The sequence below is a fragment of the Stenotrophomonas sp. GD03958 genome (assembly GCF_029839005.1).
Taxonomy (GTDB): domain Bacteria; phylum Pseudomonadota; class Gammaproteobacteria; order Xanthomonadales; family Xanthomonadaceae; genus Stenotrophomonas; species Stenotrophomonas hibiscicola.
In genome coordinates this window covers 1-20,708 of record NZ_JAOBZT010000071.1, presented here as the reverse complement: position 1 = coordinate 20,708, position 20,708 = coordinate 1, and the positions used below count along the sequence as shown (strand labels likewise).

Below are 20,708 nucleotides of genomic sequence, written 5' to 3'. Positions count from 1 at the left end.
GGACGGGTTTACGGCGTCCCCCGCAACCGGACTCACCCCGCCATCCCACGGATAGCCGGCTTTTGCTGTTGCTTCGGCTTCGGCGGGTGCAGGGCGCAGCCCTGCCGAACACCCCTCACCGCTCCGAATGCCCGCTCTGGTCGTAATCGCGCGGACTGAACAACTCCGGCTGGATCAGCTCGATGAACGCCCGCGCCTGCGCCGACAGTGCCTTGCCGCGGCGCACGATCACCCCGTAACTGCGCTCGGGGAACCAGCGCTTCATCGACCGCGCCGCCAGCCGCTCGCGGTCGGCTTCGTGCAGGCACAGCGCCGGCACGATGGAAATGCCCATGCCCATCGCCACGTACTGCTTGATCACTTCCCATCCACCCACTTCCAGCGCCACGGTGTAGGCAATGCGGTGGCGCTGGAATACCTGGTCGACCAGGCGGTAGGTGATCTGCCGCTTCGGCGGCAGTACCAGCGGATAGCGCGCGATGTCGGCCAGCTCCAGCTCGCCGCCGCTGGCCAGCGGATGGTCGTGCGGCGCGATCAGCACCTGTTCGAAGCGGTAGGCCGGGGCGTAGGTCAGGTCGGCCGGTACATCGGTCATCGAACCGATGGCCAGGTCGGCGGCATCCTCGCGCAGCAGGTCGGTGCCGTCGGCGCTGATCGCGTTGTGCAGGGTCAGGCGCACATCCGGATGGTGCAGGCGGAAGCGTTCGACGATCTTCGGCAGCAGGTACAGGATGGTCGAGCTGTTGGCGGCGATGTTCAGCTCGCCCGCGTCCAGGCCGCGTACCTTGTCGCGGAAGCGCGCCTCCAGCCCGTCCAGGCTCTCCACCAGCGGCTGCGCCATCTCGTACAGCAGTTGGCCCTCGCGGCTGGGCACCAGGCGCCGCCCGCTGCGTTCGAACAATGGCACCCCCAGCTCCCGTTCCAGGGCCTGCAACTGCAGGCTGATCGCCGGCTGGCTGACGAAAAGTGCCTCAGCCGCCCGTGAGACCGAACCCAGGCGCACCGTCTGGCAGAACGCACGCAACGGCTTCAGCCGGTCGGATTTGTAGGAAAAACGCGGACTTGGCGGGGTGCGTGTGCTCATCCTGTCACGATTATTAGCACAACTTATGTAGAACATTGCAAAAACTGTTTTGCCAAATACTCAGGCCCGGCGGCACCGTGGAGCCGTTCCCCCACCGCTGGAGTCGCCTCATGTCCGCCGTCGCTTCCGCTGTTCCCGCCCCCGCCGCGAAGGCTACCCCCGGCATCGCCCTGGCGACCCGCGTGGCCGGCCAGGACACCCTGCTGCCGGCGCCGCTGCTGGCCCTGCTGGTGTCGCTGCACCGTGCGGTGGAACCGGGCCGGCAGGCGAGGCTGCAGGCCCGCCGTGAACGCCAGGCGTTCTTCGACCAGGGCGGCCTGCCGGACTTCCGCGAGGACACCGCCGCCATCCGCAGCGGCGACTGGCGCGTGGCCCCGCTGCCGGCCGCGTTGCAGGACCGCCGCGTCGAGATTACCGGCCCGACCGACCCGAAGATGGTCATCAACGCGCTGAACTCCGGCGCCAAGGTGTTCATGGCCGACTTCGAGGATTCGACCTCGCCGACCTGGCGCAACCTGCTGGCCGGCCAGCAGTCGCTGGCGGCGGCGGTGCGCGGCGATCTGGAATACACCGCCCCCAATGGCAAGCACTACACGCTGCGCCCGTACGACGAGCAGGCGGTGCTGATCGTGCGCCCGCGTGGCTGGCACCTGGATGAAAAGCACGTGCGCATCGACGGCCAGTTCCTTGCCGGTGGCCTGTTCGACGCAGCGGTGTTCGCCTTCCACAACGCCCGCACCCTGCAGGCGAAGGATCGTGGCCCGTACTTTTACCTGCCCAAGCTGCAGAGCATGGAAGAGGCGGCGCTGTGGGAGACCGCGCTCTCGCATATCGAGGGCATGCTCGGCCTGCCGCACGGCCAGATCAAGGTGACCGTGCTGATCGAAACGCTGCCGGCGGTGTTCGAGATGGACGAGATCCTGCACGCGCTGCGTGACCGCATCGTCGGCCTGAACTGCGGGCGCTGGGACTACATCTTCTCGTACCTGAAGACCTTCCGCCGCCACGCCGACCGCGTGCTGCCCGAGCGCGGCCAGGTGACCATGACCCAGCCGTTCCTGAAGGCCTATTCGGAACTGCTGATCCAGACCTGCCACCGCCGCGGTGCGCATGCGATGGGTGGCATGGCCGCGCAGATCCCGATCAACAACGATGCCGCCGCCAACGAACAGGCGATGGCCCGGGTGCGCGCCGACAAGCTGCGCGAAGTCACCGCCGGCCATGACGGCACCTGGGTTGCGCACCCGGCGCTGATTCCGGTGGCGATGGCGATCTTCGACGAACACATGCCCGGTGCGAACCAGCACAGCGTGCTGCGCCAGGATGTGCGCGTCGGCCGCGACGAACTGATCGCACGGCCGCCGGGCACCGTCACCCGCGCCGGCTTCGAGGGCAACGTGGAAGTCTGCGTGCGCTATCTGGCGGCGTGGCTGGATGGCAACGGCTGCGTGCCGATCCATCACCTGATGGAGGACGCGGCCACCGCCGAGATCAGCCGCAGCCAGCTGTGGCAGTGGCTGCATACGCCGGGCCAGCAGCTGGACGATGGCACTGCGATCGATCTGGCGCTGCTGGATTCCACCCTCTCGCAGCTGCCGGCACGGCTGGGCGATACCGCCGTACTGCCCGGTGGTGCGCGCATCGGCGAGGCCATCGCCCTGCTCGGCGAACTGAGCCGCAGTGACGAACTGACCGATTTCCTGACCCTGCCGGCCTACGCGCGCATCGATTGACCGACTGCCGGCCCTCCTGCCGTTTCCCTCCCCGCTGCACGCACGAACCGAACTGGAGAAAGACATGAGCAAGCTGCCCACTGCCGAACAGATCCAGCACGACTGGGACACCAACCCGCGCTGGGAAGGCATCCAGCGCAACTACAGCGCCGCCGACGTGGTGCGCCTGCGCGGCACCGTCCACATCGAGCACTCGCTGGCCCGCCTGGGTGCGGAGAAGCTGTGGGCGTCGCTGCATGAGCGCGAGTTCGTCAACGCGCTGGGTGCATTGACCGGCAACCAGGCCATGCAGCAGGTCAAGGCGGGCCTGAAGGCGATCTACCTGTCCGGTTGGCAGGTGGCGGCCGACGCCAACCTGGCTGGGCAGATGTATCCGGACCAGTCGCTGTACCCGGCCGATTCGGTGCCGGCGGTGGTCAAGCGCATCAACAACACCCTGCTGCGTGCCGATCAGCTGCATCATGCCGAAGGCAAGGACGACATCGACTTCCTGCAGCCGATCGTGGCCGATGCCGAGGCCGGTTTTGGCGGCGTGCTCAACGCCTTCGAACTGATGAAGGCGATGATCGAGGCCGGTGCGGCCGGCGTGCACTTCGAAGACCAGCTGGCCTCGGTGAAGAAGTGCGGGCACATGGGCGGCAAGGTGCTGGTGCCGACCCGCGAGGCCATCGAGAAGCTCAACGCCGCGCGCCTGGCTGCCGACGTGCTGGGCGTGCCGACCCTGCTGGTGGCGCGCACCGATGCCGAAGCGGCTGATCTGTTGACCAGCGACATCGACGGCAACGACAAGCCGTTCACCACCGGCGAGCGCACCGTGGAAGGCTTCTACAAGACCCGCAATGGCCTGGACCAGGCGATCAGCCGCGGCCTGGCCTACGCGCCCTATGCCGATCTGGTGTGGTGCGAGACCGGCAAGCCGGACCTGGAGTTCGCCCGCAAGTTCGCCGAGGCGATCCACGCGAAGTTCCCGGGCAAGCTGCTGGCCTACAACTGCTCGCCCAGCTTCAACTGGAAGAAGAACCTGGACGACGCCACCATTGCCAAGTTCCAGCGCGAACTGGGTAGCTACGGCTACAAGTTCCAGTTCATCACCCTGGCCGGTTTCCACGCGCTGAACTACGGCATGTTCAACCTGGCCCACGGCTATGCACGCCGCCAGATGAGCGCCTTCGTGGAGCTGCAGGAAGCCGAGTTCGAAGCGGCCGAGCGCGGTTTCACGGCGGTCAAGCACCAGCGTGAAGTCGGTACCGGCTACTTTGATGCGGTGACCCAGGCGATCCAGCAGGGGCAGTCGTCGACCACCGCGCTGACCGGCTCCACCGAGGAAGAGCAGTTCCATGGCGGGCGCAGCGAACGCGCGGCGTGATGCGGTAGTGCCGGCCGCTGGCCGGCAACCACGTGATCCTTCGGGCACCACAGGGAAGCCGGCCAGCGGCCGGCTCTACCGAAGCCTCGAAATCTGATCAGGGTGGCCAGGGAAGGGCCAGGCAACGCCGGCCGGTCGGGGGACCTGCCGGCGTTGTTGTATCGGTGCAAAGGCGCGGCGGCCGGCAGGCAGCGTCAATCAGGCGCACCCCCTTGGCCGCAACTTGGCCGAAATCCTGTGAAACCCGGCATCGGATTGATCCAGCAGGGGTTTTGCCCGGACATGGGTGACCAGAACGGGCCACCACCGATCTTCACATCACACAAGAGCGCCCTGAGGCTCAAAATGAGATAGGGCGCACACTTTAAAGCGGTGCTATGCTCCGCGGCTCACCAGGGGACGCTGGCGGCGGGTGCAGGGAATGACCGGCAGGGGTGCGGCCGAGAACAGTGATATGACGACAGGTATCGCCCGGGTGGCGATGGCCGAGATCGTGCATGCGCTGTTGTCGGATGCCGAGGTGGCATTGTTTGCCAGATTCGCCCGCCCACGCAAGCTTCATGCCGGACAGTGGCTGTTCCAGCGGGGCCACCGCGGCGAGCGCATGTATGTGATCCTCGACGGCCAGATCGAACTGGACTTCGGCGAGGACCTGGTGATCAAGACACTCGGGCAGTATGAGTTCTTCGGCGAACTGGGCCTGCTGGTTGGCGACCACCTGCGCAGCGCCAGCGCGCGCGCGCTGGTCGATTGCGATGTCCTGGAGCTGGGGCCGGCCGATTTCCACCGCTTGGTCGAATCCGATCCCGGGCTGGTGGCGTACTTCCTGCGTCGCACGATCATGCGCGTGCTGACCAACGAACAGGCCCTGATCAGCCAGCTGCGGCGCCGCAACCACGATCTGGAAACCGCGCTGGACAACCTGTACATCACCACTCATCAGCTGACCCATACCCGCGAGCTGGTGCGCACCGATGAACTGACCGGGCTGCACAACCGCCGTGGCCTCACGTTGTACCTGCAGGAGTGCCGCGAGCGTGCCGAGGGGCTGCCGCAGGCGTTGCTGCTGATCGATTGTGACCGCTTCAAGCAGATCAACGACCGCCACGGCCACCAGGCCGGCGACCGCGTGCTGCAGAGCATGGGCAACATCCTGCGCTCGATGGCCGGCGAGCATGACCTGGCCTGCCGCCTTGGCGGTGATGAGTTCTGCCTCATCCTGCGCCGCGGCAACCACGAGATCGTGCAGCACGCGGCCGAGTTCATCCTCAGCGCGGTGCATGGCCTGCTCGAACGCAGCCCCGGTACGCCGCATGTCAGCCTGGTCAGCATCGGTGCGTGCCTGCTGGCGCCGGAGGCAGGCTGGAGCGAGTGGTACGCGCGCGCGGATCGTGCGCTGTACCAGGCCAAGCGCGATGGCGGCAACTGCCTGCGCTGGGCGGATGATCCGGACGGCCAATAGGGAGAGGCAGGCGATGAACGGCGACAACGGAACGTCAGCCCCGCATAGCCCACAGCTACGCGCCCTGCTGTTCACCGATCTGTGTGATTCGCTGCAACTGGTCGAGCGGATCGGCGATGTGGCGGCCGCCAGCCTGTTCCAGGAACACGACCGCCTGGTGCTGGTCCTGCAGCAGCGCTGGAACGGCCAGCTGATCGATCGCTCCGACGGCCTGTTCATGCTGTTCGAGCGGGCCATCGATGCTTTGGGCTTCGCCCTGGACTACCAGCGCGAACTGCACGCGCTGGGCCAGCAGCGGGCGATCGAACTGCGCGCGCGTGCAGGCCTGCATGTGGGTGACGTGCTGACCTGGGAGAACAGTGCCGAGGCGGTCCGTGCCGGCGCCAAGTCGATGGAAGTGGAAGGCCTGGCCAAGCCGATGGCAGCGCGCCTGATGACGCTGGCCCGCCCTGGCCAGATCCTGTTGTCGGCGGTGGCCGAATCGCTGACCCGTCGCGCCACCGGCGCGCTGGGGGAACGGGGTGCGCGCCTGCTGTGGAAGTCGCACGGCCGTTGGCGCTTCAAGGGAATGCCGGTGGTGCAGGAAGTGATCGAAGTGGGTGAGATCGGTTCAGCGCCGTTGCGCATGCCACGCGCCACTGCCAAGGCACGCCGTGACCTGCCGCTGTGGCGGCAGCCGCTGGTGCTGGCCGCCGAGGGCCTGGTGCTGACGGTGGCCGTGCTGGGCGGCTGGTTGCTGCTGCGGTCGGAACCGGCGATCGCGTTCGCCGAGCGGGACTGGGTGGTGCTTGGCGATGTCGACAACCTCACCGGCGACCCGATTTTCGACGACTCGATGCGGCACGCGATCCGGATCGCGCTGGAGCAGTCGCGCTACGTGAACGTGCTGTCGGAGGGCAAGATCCGCGAAAGCCTGGAAATGGCGCGGCTCTCGGGCGATACCCGGCTCAGCCGCGATACCGCGGCCAACGTGGCGGTGCGGGAGGGCGCGCGCGCCGTGCTGCTGCCGACGGTGCGGCAGAAGATCGGTGGCTACGAGCTGGCCATTGATGTCGCCGCACCCGGCACCGGCCAGGTGATCCAGACGTTCACCGCCACCACGGATCGATCCGACCAGATGGTATTCGCGGTGGACGACGTGGTCGGGCGCCTGCGTCGCGGACTGGGCGAATCGGTGGCGAGCCTGGAACAGTCGTTGCCGCTGCCGCGGGCATCGACCCAGGACCTTCGCGCACTGCGAGCGTTCGCGCTGGCCGAGAATGCACTGGGCCAGCGTCGCTTCGAGGAGGCGCGCAACCTCTATCAGGCTGCAATCGATATTGATCCCGGTTTCGCCCTGGCCTACATGGGCGTGGCCAAACTGCATGCGCGCGTCGATGAAGGGCGGCGCGCACGCGAAGCCATGCAGCACGCGCTGGACCTGCAGGATCGGTTGCCGCCACGCGAGCGCCTGTACCTGAAGGCCTGGATGGCCGAACTGGAGCCTGGTGGCTGGGCGCTGGAGCACTGGCGCACGCTGGCCAAGGTCTATCCGGATTCGTTCGCCGGGCTGTCCAACACGTCCTGGTACCTGCTGCAGGCCAACCAGTTCAGCGAGGCCGAACCCTACGCGCGTGCGGCTGCGGTGCCGCAGGATCCGCTGCGCCTGTATCCGCTGATCCACCTGGTGCGGATACAGATCGCCGCCAACCAACCGCAGCTTGCGGCCGAGACACTGGCCCAGGCACAGGTCCTGCGCGGTCGTGATGATGCCGATGAGACCGGCGTGGACGTACTGGTCGCGCAGGGCAAGTACGCCAAGGCCGCCCAACTGCTGCCGCAGATCCGTGCCAACGATGCCCTGCAGCAGCGCATGAAGCTGCGTGCGCAGCTGCTGCTGGCGGCCACGCAGCGCGATTGCGCGGCCATGCAGCAGGCGGTACGCGACGACGCGTCGGCGCCGGCGCTGGTCGACTTCCAGGTGCAGCAGCGGCTGCAGCACGCCAGCGTGGCAGCTCTGTGCCCGAGCGCGGACCGCGCCGAGTTGCAGGCCATCGCTGCGTTGCTGCATCCGTTGCTGGAGCAGCGCGATGATCCCATGCTGCATGCCCGCGGCCTGCAATGGCTGGCTCTGGTCCATCTGGCCCAGCGACAGGGCCAGTTCGAGCTGGCCAGGCGCTGGCTGGACGAGCAGCGGCCGCTGCTGCGCAGCCTGCGCAGTCCGGTCGCCGATCGCTGGCTGCGCATTGTCAGCGCCGTGGATGAACTGCAGATGCAGCGGCCCGAAGCTGCCCGCGCCCTGATCGAGCCAATGCTCGATGGCAGCGAGCCGGTGCAGGCACACGTCGTGCTGCTGCTCGCGCTGCGCGCACAGGGCAATGAAGCTGCCGTACGCCGCGAGCAGGCCTGGCTGTCCCAGCATCGCGGCCAGGCCATTGCCGAGGTCACCGCCATGCAGGTCTGGCAACCACTGAATGTGCACGACGTGTCCACGTGGGCATCGCCGGCCGCGGCCGGCGCGCCCTGATGACGGGTCAGCCGTCGATGCGCTCGCCGACCTTGCCCGCTTCGAAGCAGAACACCACGGTCATCGCCGCCACCGACCCGGACAGGTGGGCCTGCAGGCTGTCACGCACCTGGCTCAGCTCCTCGACCGAAGCCAGGGTGCCGATCTTCATGCAGTCGCTTTCGCCGACCGCACCGTCCAGCCCGATCGAGGCCAGAGCCTTGGCCGGCGAGGTGGTGAAGTGGCTGCGGAAGTCATCGTTGCCGATCAGGTGGTCCAGCAGGGTGCTGGCGTCTGCGGCGGAAAGGCGGGGATAGGTGCTCATGGGGATCGTCCGTAGGCTGAAGTCCTCGTATCGGCCGCGACAGCCTGCCATTGAGGGCCGCGCTGCCTACGTCGCTAAAGTTGGCCGCGCTGCGGTCGTTGCTGCTATGCCGGTTGTGCGGCAGAAGGAAGGAATCCCATGCGCCTGCGCCGCTGCGCCAGCCTGATGTTCGAGCCCCGCGAGGCGATCACCCTCGACCTGCGCGCGATGCTGGCCGGCCACGCCGAGATGGACAGCCAGATCAGCTGGGTGGCCCTGGCCGCGCATCTGGACCAGCCACTGCCGGTGGACGCCGAGGAGCGCCAGCTGCTCGGCGAGCTCAGTGCGCACCGCTGGTGCGAACCGCCCGCCGATGCCTGCCCGGCCATGCTGGCCCGCCTGGTCGAGCAGGGCCTGCTGTTGACCGACCCACCGAGCGAGGTGGGGCACCAGCTGCGCGACGAGGCTTTGCGGCGCAGCCAGTGGTGGCCGCTGGCGGCGCTGGCCCATCGTCATGCGCGCTGGCAGGCCGTGGACAGCGTGGAGGACATGCGTCGGCAAGGGTTGGACACTGCTGCCGGCCTGCGCCAGCGCCTCGGGCCGCCACCGCCGGTGGTGCAGCCGATGCAGGGCGATTACCAGCCGCTGCCGCGCAGCGAAGAGGCGCCGTTCGACACACTGCTGGCGCGCCGCAGCACCTGCCGCAATTTCGATACCCAGCGCGCGCTGCCGCTGCCGTTGCTGGCCCAGGTGCTGCAGCGCACGCTGATGGCCCACGCGGTGCAGAAGGTCGAGCGCGATACCGAGTTCCTGAAGAAGAACGTGCCTTCCGGTGGCGGCCTGCATCCCACCGAAGGCTTCCTGCTGGTGCAGAACGTGGAAGGACTGGCACCGGGCCTGTACCACTACCACCCGGTGCAGCACGCCGTGCTGCCGCTGCCCTCGCCACCGCCGCAGGCACTGCCGGCGCTGGCGCGGCGGATGCTGTCCGGGCAGGCGTGGTTCGCCGATGCGCCGGCGCTGCTGGTGCTGGCGCCGCGCTATGACCGCTGCTTCTGGAAGTACCGCAACCACGCCAAGGCGCATCGTGCGGTGACGCTGGATGTCGGTCACATTTCGCAGCTGCTGTACCTGTGTGCGACCGAGCGCGGGCTGGCGGCGTTCGTGACGGCGGCCATCAACGATGCCGATGTTGATCGTGCCTTCGGCTTCGATGGCATCGGCCAGAGCGCGATGGCCATCTGTGGCCTGGGCTGGCGCAGTGCCACGCTGGACACGGCCGAATTCGATCCCGCCGGGCGGGTGGTAGCGGGCGACGACCGCTGAGCGGTCGCCACCCCAGCGTTCACGCCGCCTCGAAGTCCACCAGTACCGCGCCGTCGCCGACCTGGTCGCCGGCCTTGGCGCGGTAGCCCTTCACCGTCCCGTCGGCCGGCGCCTGCAGGGTGTGCTCCATCTTCATCGCTTCCAGCACCACCAGCGGCGTGCCGCGCTTGACCTCGGTACCGGCGGTGACCAGCGTGGCGACGATCTTGCCCGGCATCGGTGCCAGCAGGCTGCCGGCATCGGCCACGGCGTGGTCCGATTCGCCCACCGGATCATGCAGGGTGAAACGGTGCTGGCCGTCAGCACCGAACAGGTACAGCTGGTCTCCGTCACGCAGCAGCTGCAGTGCCCAGCGGCGCCCGCCCAGCTGCACCACCAGCCCGCGCATATCGGCTGTGCCGACCACCTGCACGGGTGCCGCGTCATCGCACTGCACACGCCAGCCATCGGCCTGCGCCCACACCTTCAGCGTGTGCCGGCGTTCGCCCTGCTGCAGCGGCAGCACGCGCGGCGCGGGCGCGCCAAGGCGCCAGCCGTCCTGTGACTGCCACGGCGAATGCGGATCGCGCGCATCGCTGGCTGCACCTGCAGTAGTGGCCACGGCGGCCACCGCCGCCAGCAGCCACAGCGCATCATCGCTGTCACCCACCCGGCTCAATGCCGCCTGCTCGCGCTCGATCAGCGCGGTATCCAGCTTGGCGTGGGTAAACGAATCGGTGTTCACCAGGCGGCGCAGGAAACCGGCATTGGTGGTCACGCCCACCACCTGGCAGTCGGCCAGTGCCTGGCTCATGCGGCGCAGCGCGGCGTCGCGGTCCACGTCCCAGACGATCAGCTTGGCAATCATGGGATCGTAGTACGGCGTGATGCTGTCGCCTTCCTCGACACCGGTATCCACGCGCACATGAGTCGACGGTGCCGGCAGGCGCAGGCGGCGCAGGATGCCGGTGGACGGCAGGAAGCCACGGTCGGCATCCTCGGCGTACAGGCGCGCCTCGATCGCATGGCCATGGATGGCCAGCTGGTCCTGGCGCAACGGCAGCGGCTGGCCCGAGGCCACGCGCAGCTGCCACTCCACCAGGTCGGTGCCGGTGATGTACTCGGTGACCGGGTGCTCGACCTGCAGGCGGGTGTTCATTTCCATGAAGTAGAAATCGCCGTCCGGGCCGGCGATGAACTCCACCGTGCCCGCACCTTCATAGCCCACCGCGCGCGCGGCATCGACCGCCGCCTTGCCCATCGCAGCACGACGTTCCGCGCTCATGCCCGGGGCCGGCGCTTCTTCCAGCACCTTCTGGTGGCGGCGCTGCACCGAGCAGTCGCGCTCGAACAGGTACACCGCGTCACCGTGGCTGTCGCCGAACACCTGGATCTCGATATGGCGCGGGCGCTCGACGTACTTCTCGACCAGCACGTGGTCATTGCCGAACGCCGAGGCCGCCTCGCGCTGGCAGCTGGCCAGCGCATCGACGAAGTCCTCGCTGCGCTCGACCTTGCGCATGCCCTTGCCACCGCCACCGGCGCTGGCCTTGATCAGCACCGGGTAACCGATGGCGTCGGCCTGTTCGCGCAGGAAGGACGGTTCCTGCTGGTCGCCGTGGTAGCCCGGAGTCAGCGGCACGCCGGCTTTCGCCATCAATGCCTTGGCCGCGCTCTTGTCGCCCATCGCGCGGATGGCGCTGGCCGGCGGCCCGATGAAGGTGATGCCGGCGGCGGCGCAGGCATCGGCGAAGTCGGCATTCTCGGACAGGAAGCCGTAACCGGGGTGGATCGCCTGCGCGCCGGTCAGGCGTGCGGCGTCGAGCAGGGCATCGCCGCGCAGGTAACTTTCACGTGCAGCGGCCGGACCGATGTGGATGGCTTCGTCGGCCAGGCGCACGTGGCGCGCGTTGCGGTCGGCATCGGAATATACCGCCACGGTGGCGATGCCGAGGCAGCGGCAGGTGGCGATGACGCGGCAGGCGATTTCGCCGCGGTTGGCGATCAGGACTTTGGTGAACATGGCAACGGGCTTCATAGGAGCGTGCTCGGTCATGGCACGGGTCACATGCGGAACACGCCGAAGCGCGTCTGCTGCGGAGCGGCGTTGAGGCTGGCCGACAGCGCCAGCGCCAGCACCCGGCGGGTGTCGGCCGGATCGATCACGCCGTCGTCCCACAGGCGCGCGCTGGCGTAGTACGGGTGGCCCTGCTGCTCGAACTGGTCGCGGATCGGCGCCTTGAACGCGTCTTCCTCCGCAGCCGGCCACTGGCCGCCCTTGGCTTCGATGCCATCGCGCTTGACCGTGGCCAGCACGCTGGCGGCCTGTTCGCCGCCCATCACGCCGATGCGTGCGTTGGGCCACATCCACAGGAAGTTCGGCGAGTATGCGCGGCCACACATGCCGTAGTTGCCGGCACCGAACGAGCCGCCGATCACCACGGTGAACTTGGGTACCTTGGCGCAGGCCACCGCCATCACCAGCTTGGCACCGTCCTTGGCGATGCCACCCTGTTCGTACTTGCGGCCGACCATGAAGCCGGTGATGTTCTGCAGGAACACCAGCGGGATGTTGCGCTGGGTGCACAGCTCGATGAAGTGCGCGCCCTTCAGTGCCGATTCGGAGAACAGGATGCCGTTGTTGGCGATGATGCCGATCGGGTAGCCGTTCAGATGGGCGAAGCCGGTGACCAGCGTTGCGCCGTAGCGCGGCTTGAATTCGTCAAAGCGTGAGCCATCGACCAGCCGCGCGATCACTTCGCGCACGTCGTAGGGCTTGCGCGTATCGGCCGGGATCACCCCGTACAGTTCGTGTGCCGGCAGCAGCGGTTCTTCGCTGGCCTGCACCGCCATCGCCGGTTCCGGCTTGCGCCAGTTCAGCTGCGCGATGATCGCGCGCACCCGCGCCAATGCCTGCAGGTCGTTGTCGGCCATGTGGTCGGCGACGCCGGAGATGCGGGTGTGTACGTCGGCACCGCCCAGTTCCTCGGCCGTCACCACTTCACCGGTGGCGGCCTTCACCAGCGGCGGGCCGCCGAGGAAGATCGTGCCCTGCTCGCGCACGATCACCGTCTCGTCGCTCATCGCCGGCACGTAGGCGCCACCGGCGGTGCAGCTGCCCATCACGCAGGCGATCTGCGGAATGCCCTGCGCCGACAGGTTGGCCTGGTTGTAGAAGATGCGGCCGAAATGATCGCGGTCGGGGAACACCTCGTCCTGCAGCGGCAGGAAGGCGCCGCCGGAATCGACCAGGTAGATGCACGGCAGGTGGTTCTGCTCGGCGATCTCCTGCGCGCGCAGGTGCTTCTTCACCGTCATCGGGTAGTAGGTGCCGCCCTTGACCGTGGCATCGTTGGCCACGATCACGCATTCCACGCCGCTCACGCGGCCGATGCCGGCCACTACGCCAGCGGCCGGCACGGCGTCTTCGTACATGCCGTGAGCGGCCAGCGGCGCGATTTCCAGGAAGGCGCTGCCGGGGTCGAGCAGGGCGTCGATGCGGTCACGCACCAGCAGCTTGCCGCGCGCGGTGTGCTTGGCGCGTGCGGCTTCGCTGCCACCCAGCGCGGTGCGCGCGAGGGTGGCATGCAGGTCGTCGACCACGGCCTGCATCGCCGCGCGGTTGCTTTCAAACGTTTCGCTGCCCGGTTGCAGCTGGCTGTTCAGGACGGTCATCGCGTTGGCCTTACAGGGTGCGCTGGAACAGTTCGCGGCCGATCAGCATGCGGCGGATCTCCGAAGTGCCGGCGCCGATTTCATACAGCTTGGCGTCGCGCCACAAGCGGCCGGTCGGGTATTCGTTGATGTAGCCGTTGCCGCCGAGGATCTGGATCGCCTGGCCGGTCAGCCAGGTGGCCTTCTCGGCGGCGTACAGGATGGCACCGGCGGCGTCCTGGCGGGTGGTGCGGCCCTGGTCGCAGGCGCGCGCCACGGCATAGACATACGCACGGCAGGCACCCAGGCCCACGTACATGTCGGCGATCTTGGCCTGGATCAGCTGGAAGCTGCCGATCGGCTCGCCGAACTGGTGGCGCTCGTGCACGTACGGCATCACCACGTCCATGGCCGCGGCCATCAGGCCCAGCGGGCCACCGGACAGCACCACGCGCTCGTAGTCCAGGCCGGACATCAGCACGCGCACGCCACCGCCAACCTGGCCCAGCACGTTCTCTTCGGGAATCTCGCAGTCCTGGAACACCAGCTCGCAGGTGGGCGAAGAACGCATGCCCAGCTTGTCCAGCTTCTGCGCGGTGGAAAAGCCCTTCATGCCCTTCTCGACCAGGAACGCGGTGATGCCCTTGGCGCCGGCCTCCATGTCGGTCTTGGCATAGACCACCAGCACGTCAGCATCCGGGCCGTTGGTGATCCACATCTTGTTGCCGTTGAGCACGTAGCGGTCGCCGCGCTTGTCGGCGCGCAGCTTCATCGACACCACGTCCGAACCGGCCCCCGGCTCGCTCATCGCCAGCGCACCGACCAGGCTGCCATCGCACAGGCCGGGCAGGAAGCGCTGCTTCTGTTCCTCGTTGCCGTTCTTGCGCAGCTGGTTCACGCACAGGTTGGAGTGCGCGCCATAGGACAGGCCGATGCCGCCGGAGGCACGCGAGATTTCTTCCATCGCCACCACGTGGGCCAGGTAACCCATGCCGGTGCCGCCGTATGCTTCTTCCACGGTGAGGCCGAGCAGGCCCTGTTCGCCCAGCTTCGGCCACAGGGCCAGCGGGAACTGGTTGCTGGCATCGGCCTCGGCGGCCAGCGGTGCGACCTCGGCGGCGGCAAAATGGGCCACGCTCTGGCGCAGCAGGTCGATCTCTTCGCCAAGGTCGAAGTTCAGGGATGGCACGTGCATTGTGGTGGCTCCACGACGGGATGGCAGGAAATGGACGCACCCGGCGGGGGAGCGGGCGGCGGTCTGCAGGACCGCTGCCCGCACGGGCGATTGGACCCCAGCGTAGCGGGGTTCGGAGAAGAAGTGAATACAAATTCAAAAATTGAAACCAGAATCAAAACATGGCCTACAAACGCTCTGCACTGATGGAAGAACGCCTGGCCGGGGCCCGTGAACGGATCCTGCTGGCCACCCGTGAACTGGTCGCCACTGGCGGCTGGCGCAATGCCCCGGTGACCGCCGTGGCGACCCAGGCGGGGGTGTCCACCGGCCTGATCTACCGGCACTTCCCGTCCAAGGCCGAGTTGTTCGTGGAGGTGCTCAACGCCGCGGTGGCCCACGAGGTGGCGATCATGGAGCGCATCGCCAGTGGCCCGGAGGCGGCCAGCGAGCGCCTGCGGCTGGCGATCACCGCCTTCGTCCGCCGTGCCCTGGCTGGGCCGGGGCTGGCGCACGCCTTCATCGTCGAACCGGTCGACCCGGACGTGGAAGCCGAGCGCATGCGCGGTCGTCGCGCCTTCGGCGACGTGTTCCTGCGGCTGGTGGAGGAGGGCGTGGCGGCCGGTGAGCTGCCTGCGCAGGACGCGCATGTGGCCGCTGCGTGCCTGGTCGGCGCCTTCACCGAGGCGATGGTCGGCCCGACCGCGCCAAGCCGCGAAGCACACCGCGACGAAGATGCACTGGTGAACGCAATCTGCAGCCTCTGCCTGCGCGCGATCGGTGCCCCGGCAATTCGGTAGCGCCGGGCCATGCCCGGCGGCTGTTGCCATCCTCGACCGTTGTTGCCGCGCTTCGCGCTCGCCGGGCACGGCCCGGCGCTACCCGCATGCGGCCACGGCCGCATGCTGCGCCGCACCAGCATGACGCCTGTTGTCGCACGCATAGCGCGTTCTATACTCGGCCCATCACGCAGTCGCTCAGCCGTGGTCCAACGACTATCAGCCAGGGGTAACGAAGAGTGCGGAATTACGATCTGGAGTTCCTGAAACGCTTCTCCATGGTGATCGCGCTGCTGGCGACCATCACCCTCGGCCTCATCCTCCTTGCCGCCTACATCCACACCCGGATTCCACCCGAAGTATCGCCGACCGCGGCCAAGCGCACCGAACAGCGCATTTCGCCCACCGGCGCGGTCTATGCCGGCAGCACCGGCGCCGCCGCGCAGGCTGCGGCCAAGGCCGCCGCGCTGGCCAAGGCTGCTTCGCAGGTGGCTTACGGCGGCACCAAGGATGGCAAGGTGATCTTCGACAACCTGTGCACCGCCTGCCATACCACCGGCGTGGGCATGGCACCGACGCTGGACCACTCGCATTGGGACAAGCGCATCGCGCAGGGCAAGGACACCCTCTACAAGCACGCCATCGAGGGCTATACCGGCCCGGATGGCGGCATCATGCCGCCCAAGGGTGGCAACCCGGCCCTGACGGAAGAACAGATCCACGCCACCGTGGACTGGATGCTGGGCAACCTGAAATAGCCGCCGCAACGCGCCGCTTCCTGTAGAGCCGAGCCCACGCTCGGCTGCTCTGCGCACGGTGTGGCCAGGCGCAGCCGAGCGTGGGCTCGGCTCTACCACCTACTAAGCTTTGCCCACCGAGGCCTGATTGCCCCTGTGCCCCCGCCGCGCAGGCGGATCTCCGCATTTCAGGGTTAGTCTGTGCGCCCTCTTCACTGGAATCGCCCGTCGATGCGCCGCCGTTCCCTTGCCCTTGCCCTGTCCCTGCTGCTGCCGGCCAGCGCCTTTGCCCAGGCCCAGCCGCAGGCCGCATCAGCTACGACGCCCGCTGTCGCGCGCAGCAGCGCCACCGTGGTGCTGACCGCCGCACCGGCCGACTGGCGCGCGCTGGATGGCCAGCGCGTGCGCATCGCCGCACCGCTGACCCTGGCCGGTACCGATGGCCTGGAGCGCTTCGGCCAGCTCACCGTGGCCTTCGACGGCCGCCTCTGGCAGCCGACCGAAGTGGCTGCGCCGGGCACCGCCGGCTACGAGCAGGTGATGGCCGACAACCAGCGTCGCCGGCTGGTACTGGAAGATGGCAGTGACGCCCGCGACCCCGCCAGCGTGCCCTACCTGCCGGGCAACCCGGTGCTGCGCACCGGCATGCAGCTGCGCAACGTGGAGGGCATCGTGCGCGTGGATGCGCAGGGCCATCCGCGCCTGCAGGTCGAGGGAGCGCTGAAGCTGCCGGAGCTGAAGCGCCCGGCGGTGCCGACCGTGCCGGGCAGCCTGCATGTGGCGGCCTTCAACCTGGAGAACTTCTTCAATGGTGACGGCCAGGGCGGTGGCTTCCCGACCCTGCGCGGCGCGCGCACGCTGGACGAGCACAAGGCGCAGCTCGCCAAGCTGGTCACCACGGTCAACGCCTTGGGCGCCGATGTCGCTGCGCTGATGGAACTGGAGAACGACGGCTACGGTCCGCACTCGGCCATTGCCGAACTGGTCGATGCGCTCAACCGCGACCGCGGCGCGCAGGGCGACTGGCGCTTCGTCGACGCCGGCACCGGCCCCGGCGACAACCCGATCCGGGTCGGGATCATCTACCGAAGCACGCGCCTGCAGCCGCTGGGCAAGCCGGCCACGCTGACCGGTGGTCCGTTCGTCGAACACAGCCGCGTGCCGCTGGCGCAGGCCTTCCAGGGCAAGCAGGGCGCGCCGTTCGTGGTGGTTGCCAACCACTTCAAGTCGAAGGGCTGCCGCGACGCCGCCGGTGCCGACGCCGACCGCAACGACAACCAGGGCTGCTGGAACGCGACCCGCGTGACCTCGGCGCAGCGGCTGCATGCCTGGCTGCAGACGGATCCGACCGGTACCGGTGCCAGGGACGCGGTGCTGCTGGGCGATTTCAATGCCTACGCGATGGAAGACCCGATCCGCACCCTGCGTGACCTGGGCTGGCAGGACGCATTCAAGGTCGCCAAGGTCGAGCATCCCTACAGCTACGTCTACAACGGCTATACCGGCCGCCTCGACCATGCACTGCTGAGCCCGGGCATGGCCAAGCGCCTGCGCGGTGCCGCCGAATGGCACAGCAATGCCGACGAGCAGGACGCCAGCGGCTACCAGGGCCGCAACGTGCAGGGCCCGTGGCGCAGCTCCGACCACGACCCGCTGCTGCTGGGATTCGATAGATAAGGTTCGCCGGGGATCTGCACTGGTAGGCACCTTGATCGGCATGGATGCCGCCTTTGCTTTTGATCTACCAGTCCGCCTTCAAGCGAGCCGAGCATCGCAAGTGAATCAGGGGCGAAGAGGCGCCGATGTCTGAGCGCAGCGAGTTCGGCGCCGTCCCCTGGTTCACCGAGAAGCGCAGGGTACCGGTGCACAGCACCGGCTCGCGGCTGGCGGCGCGTTTCTTTTGGTTACTTTTCTTTTCGCGCGAAAAGAAAAGTGACATCCCACCGCGGGCGCGGAAATGGCCCGCCGCAACCAACGCTCACCCCCAGGCGATCAGTCCGATCGCCAGCACCGCCAGCGCCAGCCCGGCGCGGTTCCACTTCGTGGTGGCCTCGCCGAAGGCGAACACACCCACCAGCGCGCCCAAGACCACCACGCCGATGTTCATGCCGGCGAACACGGTGGCCGGACTCTCTGGCATCGCCTGGTGCGCCTGCACATAGAAAAGGATGTTGCCGCCATTGAGCAGGCCCAGCAGTGCACCCGCGCCGAGGTTGCGCCAGGCCAGCCGGCTGCGGCCACTGGCGTGCCGCCACAGCTGCAACACCAGCATCAGCACGAAGGCCACGCTGAAGCTGGCCAGCACCGCCGCCATCGACGGCGTGCCGGACAGCGCCACCTGCTTGAGCAGCACGTCCACCACTGCGAACCCGCCCCACACGCCCAGCAGCCAGCCCCAGCCGGCGGGCGAGGCGGCCACCGCCGGGCCGCGCGGGCGCAGGGTGATCGCCACCATCGCCAGCAGGCCCAGGCTGAGCCCTGCCAGTTTCCACGTGCTGGCAGTCTGGCCGAAGAACAGGAACGCCGCCGCCAGCGACAGCAGCAGCGACAGGCGCTGCGCCACGTCACTGCGGACGATGCCGGCCACTGCTACCGCGCGGCCCAGCACCAGGAAGATCGACGGCAGCACCACCGCCAGCGCCAGCAATGACAGCCACGGCGCATGCGGCGCGCGCAGTGCGTCCAGAGGCGGCTGCAGTACCACGGCGGTGAGCGTTGCCGCCACCAGATAGTTCCAGGTGACCATCTGCGAAACATCCAGCTGGCGGCGTCCGGCCACCTTCAACAACACCGAAACCAGCACGCTGCAGATCACGGCCAAGGACAGGTAGAGCATGGGGCGGGCACAGGTCAGGGGCGGGGGACGGTATCATGGTGCCATGCACAAGCCTTCGTTCCCCGTCGCCCCCGGCGAAACCGCCTGCCTCGAACTGGACGGCCCGGCCGGCCCGCTGGAAGTGGTCGTCGACCTGCCCAAGGCCGATGTACCGGTGCAGCCGATCGTGGCCATCGTCTGCCATCCGCTGTCCACCGAGGGTGGCACCCTGCACAACAAGGTGGTCACCATGACCGCCACCACCCTGCGCGAGCTGGGCATCGCCACGGTGCGCTTCAACTTCCGCAGCGTCGGCGCTTCGGCTGGTACCTTCGACGGCGGCGTGGGCGAGCAGGATGACCTGAAGGCGGTCGCCGCCTGGGTGCGCAGCCAGCGCCCGCGCGACCGGCTGTGGCTGGCCGGTTTCAGCTTCGGTTCGTTCGTGTCGCTGAAGGCGGCTGCCGCGCTGCAGCCGGAGGCGCTGATCTCGATCGCGCCACCGGCCGGTCGCTGGGATTTCGACGGTATCGCACCGCCGGCCCGCTGGCTGGTGATCCAGGGCGAGCAGGACGAGATCGTCGACCCGCAGGCCGTCTACCAGTGGCTGGACACGCTGGACTTCCCGCATGAGCTGGTGCGCATGCCCGAGACCAGCCACTTCTTCCACCGCAAGCTGATCGACCTGCGTGGCGCGCTGACCCACGGCGTGAAGCATTGGTTGGGCGCGGCGGCATGAGTGCAACCGAGCTGACCCCGTCGCAGCGGTATGCGGAAGGGGTTGCCCGTGGCGACTGGCAGAACGACCCGGCCCAGCATGCGGCGCTGGCCGAGCTGGACCGCATCCACCTGGGCCTGCTGGACAGTGCCGAGGATGGCTGGCTGGACCGCCTGTCCTCGTTCTGGAAGAAGCCCGAGCCGGTCAAGGGCCTGTACTTCTGGGGCGGTGTCGGCCGCGGCAAGACCTTCCTGGTCGACCTGTTCTACGACGGGCTGCCGATCAAGCAGAAGTACCGCACCCACTTCCACCGCTTCATGCGCAGCGTCCACGAGCGCCTGCGCGAGCACCAGGGCCAGAGCGACCCGCTGGCGAAGATCGCCCAGGAATGGCGCAGCAACCTGCGCGTGCTGGTGCTGGACGAGTTCTTCGTCACCGACATCGGCGATGCGATGCTGCTGGCGCGGCTGCTGGAGCGCCTGTTCGCCGAGGGCGTGACCCTGGTCACCACCTCCAACACCGCAGTGGAGAACCTGTACCTCAACGGCCTGCAGCGCGAGAGCTTCCTGCCGGCCATTGCCCTGCTGCAGCGCTTCTGCGTCGAGCTGTACGCCGAAGGTACCGAGGATTACCGCATGCGCGCGCTGACCCGCTCGCCGGTATACCGCGCACCGCTGGCGGCCGACAGCGATCAATGGTTGGCCACGCGCTGGAACGAGCTGAGCGGCGGCCAGCCGGCCAAGCCCGGCAACATCGAGATCGAGGGCCGCAAGATTCCGGTGCGCGGCCGTGGCAAGAGCATCGCCTGGTTCGATTTCGCCGCGCTGTGCGAAGGCCCGCGCGGGCCCTCGGACTACATCGAGATCGCGCACGAGTTCAACACGGTGCTGCTGGGCGGCATTCCCGCCTTCGACCGCCTGAATGAGGATGCCGCGCGCCGCTTCGTCAACCTGATCGACGAGCTGTACGACCGCCACGTCAACCTGGTCTGCACCGCCAGCACCTCGCCGATCGAGCTGTACACCGGCCAGCGCCTGCAGGGCGCCTTCGAGCGTACCGCCTCGCGCCTGATCGAAATGCAGAGCGCCGAGTACC

At 68.1% G+C, this 20,708-nt stretch carries 16 protein-coding genes; 10 read left to right on the top strand and 6 right to left on the bottom strand.

Annotated features, from left to right (window positions below; all coding sequences use genetic code 11):
- Positions 1–115: 115 nt before the first annotated feature.
- Entirely contained in the window at positions 116–1,084 is a 969-nt protein-coding gene (locus N5C25_RS17010; protein WP_019661881.1) for a LysR family transcriptional regulator, read from the bottom strand.
- Positions 1,085–1,194: 110 nt separating this feature from the next.
- On the opposite strand from N5C25_RS17010, the gene aceB reads away from it, so the two are divergent.
- The 4 genes from aceB (at position 1,195) to N5C25_RS16990 (ending at position 8,151) form a co-directional block, all read left to right on the top strand.
- The gene (aceB, locus tag N5C25_RS17005; RefSeq protein ID WP_279937386.1) at positions 1,195–2,817 is read left to right on the top strand and encodes a malate synthase A; all 1,623 of its coding nucleotides are present in this window, start codon (positions 1,195–1,197) and stop codon (positions 2,815–2,817) included.
- A gap of 64 nt (positions 2,818–2,881) precedes the next feature.
- Positions 2,882–4,183, top strand: coding sequence for an isocitrate lyase (aceA, locus tag N5C25_RS17000; RefSeq protein WP_019661879.1), 1,302 nt, complete (start codon positions 2,882–2,884; stop codon positions 4,181–4,183).
- 421 nt (positions 4,184–4,604) lie between these two features.
- Positions 4,605–5,645 (top strand): GGDEF domain-containing protein, encoded by a 1,041-nt coding sequence (locus N5C25_RS16995; protein ID WP_058979731.1) that lies wholly within the window; start codon positions 4,605–4,607, stop codon positions 5,643–5,645.
- Positions 5,646–5,658: 13 nt separating this feature from the next.
- The gene (locus N5C25_RS16990; RefSeq protein ID WP_058979733.1) at positions 5,659–8,151 is read left to right on the top strand and encodes a putative peptide modification system cyclase; all 2,493 of its coding nucleotides are present in this window, start codon (positions 5,659–5,661) and stop codon (positions 8,149–8,151) included.
- 7 nt (positions 8,152–8,158) lie between these two features.
- Here the strand turns inward: N5C25_RS16990 and N5C25_RS16985 are convergent, their stop codons facing one another.
- Positions 8,159–8,455, bottom strand: coding sequence for an NHLP-related RiPP peptide (locus tag N5C25_RS16985; protein WP_058979735.1), 297 nt, complete (start codon positions 8,453–8,455; stop codon positions 8,159–8,161).
- Positions 8,456–8,593: 138 nt separating this feature from the next.
- Here N5C25_RS16985 and N5C25_RS16980 point away from each other — a divergent pair, with 138 nt between their 5' ends.
- Positions 8,594–9,760, top strand: a complete 1,167-nt coding sequence (locus N5C25_RS16980) for a putative peptide maturation dehydrogenase (RefSeq protein ID WP_058979737.1) — start codon at positions 8,594–8,596, stop codon at positions 9,758–9,760.
- Positions 9,761–9,779: 19 nt separating this feature from the next.
- Here N5C25_RS16980 and N5C25_RS16975 read toward each other — a convergent pair whose 3' ends face one another.
- The 3 genes from N5C25_RS16975 to N5C25_RS16965 are packed head-to-tail and all read right to left on the bottom strand — an operon-like array spanning position 9,780 to position 14,588.
- Positions 9,780–11,762 (bottom strand): acetyl/propionyl/methylcrotonyl-CoA carboxylase subunit alpha, encoded by a 1,983-nt coding sequence (locus N5C25_RS16975; RefSeq protein WP_279937382.1) that lies wholly within the window; start codon positions 11,760–11,762, stop codon positions 9,780–9,782.
- A gap of 41 nt (positions 11,763–11,803) precedes the next feature.
- The gene (locus tag N5C25_RS16970) at positions 11,804–13,414 is read right to left on the bottom strand and encodes a carboxyl transferase domain-containing protein (RefSeq protein WP_107432222.1); all 1,611 of its coding nucleotides are present in this window, start codon (positions 13,412–13,414) and stop codon (positions 11,804–11,806) included.
- Between the two features lie 10 nt (positions 13,415–13,424).
- Positions 13,425–14,588 carry an isovaleryl-CoA dehydrogenase gene (locus tag N5C25_RS16965; protein ID WP_251102087.1) on the bottom strand — a complete coding sequence of 388 codons (1,164 nt, stop codon included), beginning with the start codon at positions 14,586–14,588 and terminating at the stop codon, positions 13,425–13,427.
- Between the two features lie 161 nt (positions 14,589–14,749).
- Between N5C25_RS16965 and N5C25_RS16960 the strand changes: the two genes are divergently transcribed.
- The 3 genes from N5C25_RS16960 to N5C25_RS16950 all read left to right on the top strand — a co-directional run bounded on the left by N5C25_RS16960 (position 14,750) and on the right by N5C25_RS16950 (position 17,760).
- The gene (locus N5C25_RS16960) at positions 14,750–15,367 is read left to right on the top strand and encodes a TetR/AcrR family transcriptional regulator (protein WP_279937381.1); all 618 of its coding nucleotides are present in this window, start codon (positions 14,750–14,752) and stop codon (positions 15,365–15,367) included.
- A 218-nt stretch (positions 15,368–15,585) separates the two neighbouring features.
- Entirely contained in the window at positions 15,586–16,104 is a 519-nt protein-coding gene (locus N5C25_RS16955; protein ID WP_005407662.1) for a c-type cytochrome, read from the top strand.
- A gap of 210 nt (positions 16,105–16,314) precedes the next feature.
- Positions 16,315–17,760, top strand: coding sequence for an ExeM/NucH family extracellular endonuclease (locus N5C25_RS16950; RefSeq protein WP_279937380.1), 1,446 nt, complete (start codon positions 16,315–16,317; stop codon positions 17,758–17,760).
- Between the two features lie 301 nt (positions 17,761–18,061).
- On the opposite strand, the gene N5C25_RS16945 is transcribed toward N5C25_RS16950, so the two are convergent.
- Positions 18,062–18,919, bottom strand: coding sequence for an EamA/RhaT family transporter (locus N5C25_RS16945; protein ID WP_279937379.1), 858 nt, complete (start codon positions 18,917–18,919; stop codon positions 18,062–18,064).
- Positions 18,920–18,962: 43 nt separating this feature from the next.
- Between N5C25_RS16945 and N5C25_RS16940 the strand changes: the two genes are divergently transcribed.
- Complete coding sequence (locus N5C25_RS16940) at positions 18,963–19,634, top strand: CocE/NonD family hydrolase (protein ID WP_279937378.1); 672 nt, start codon at positions 18,963–18,965, stop codon at positions 19,632–19,634.
- Positions 19,631–20,708, top strand: a 1,078-nt coding sequence (zapE, locus tag N5C25_RS16935; RefSeq protein ID WP_279937376.1) for a cell division protein ZapE, incomplete at its 3' end; no start/stop codon positions are given. The genes N5C25_RS16940 and zapE, both read left to right, overlap by 4 nt.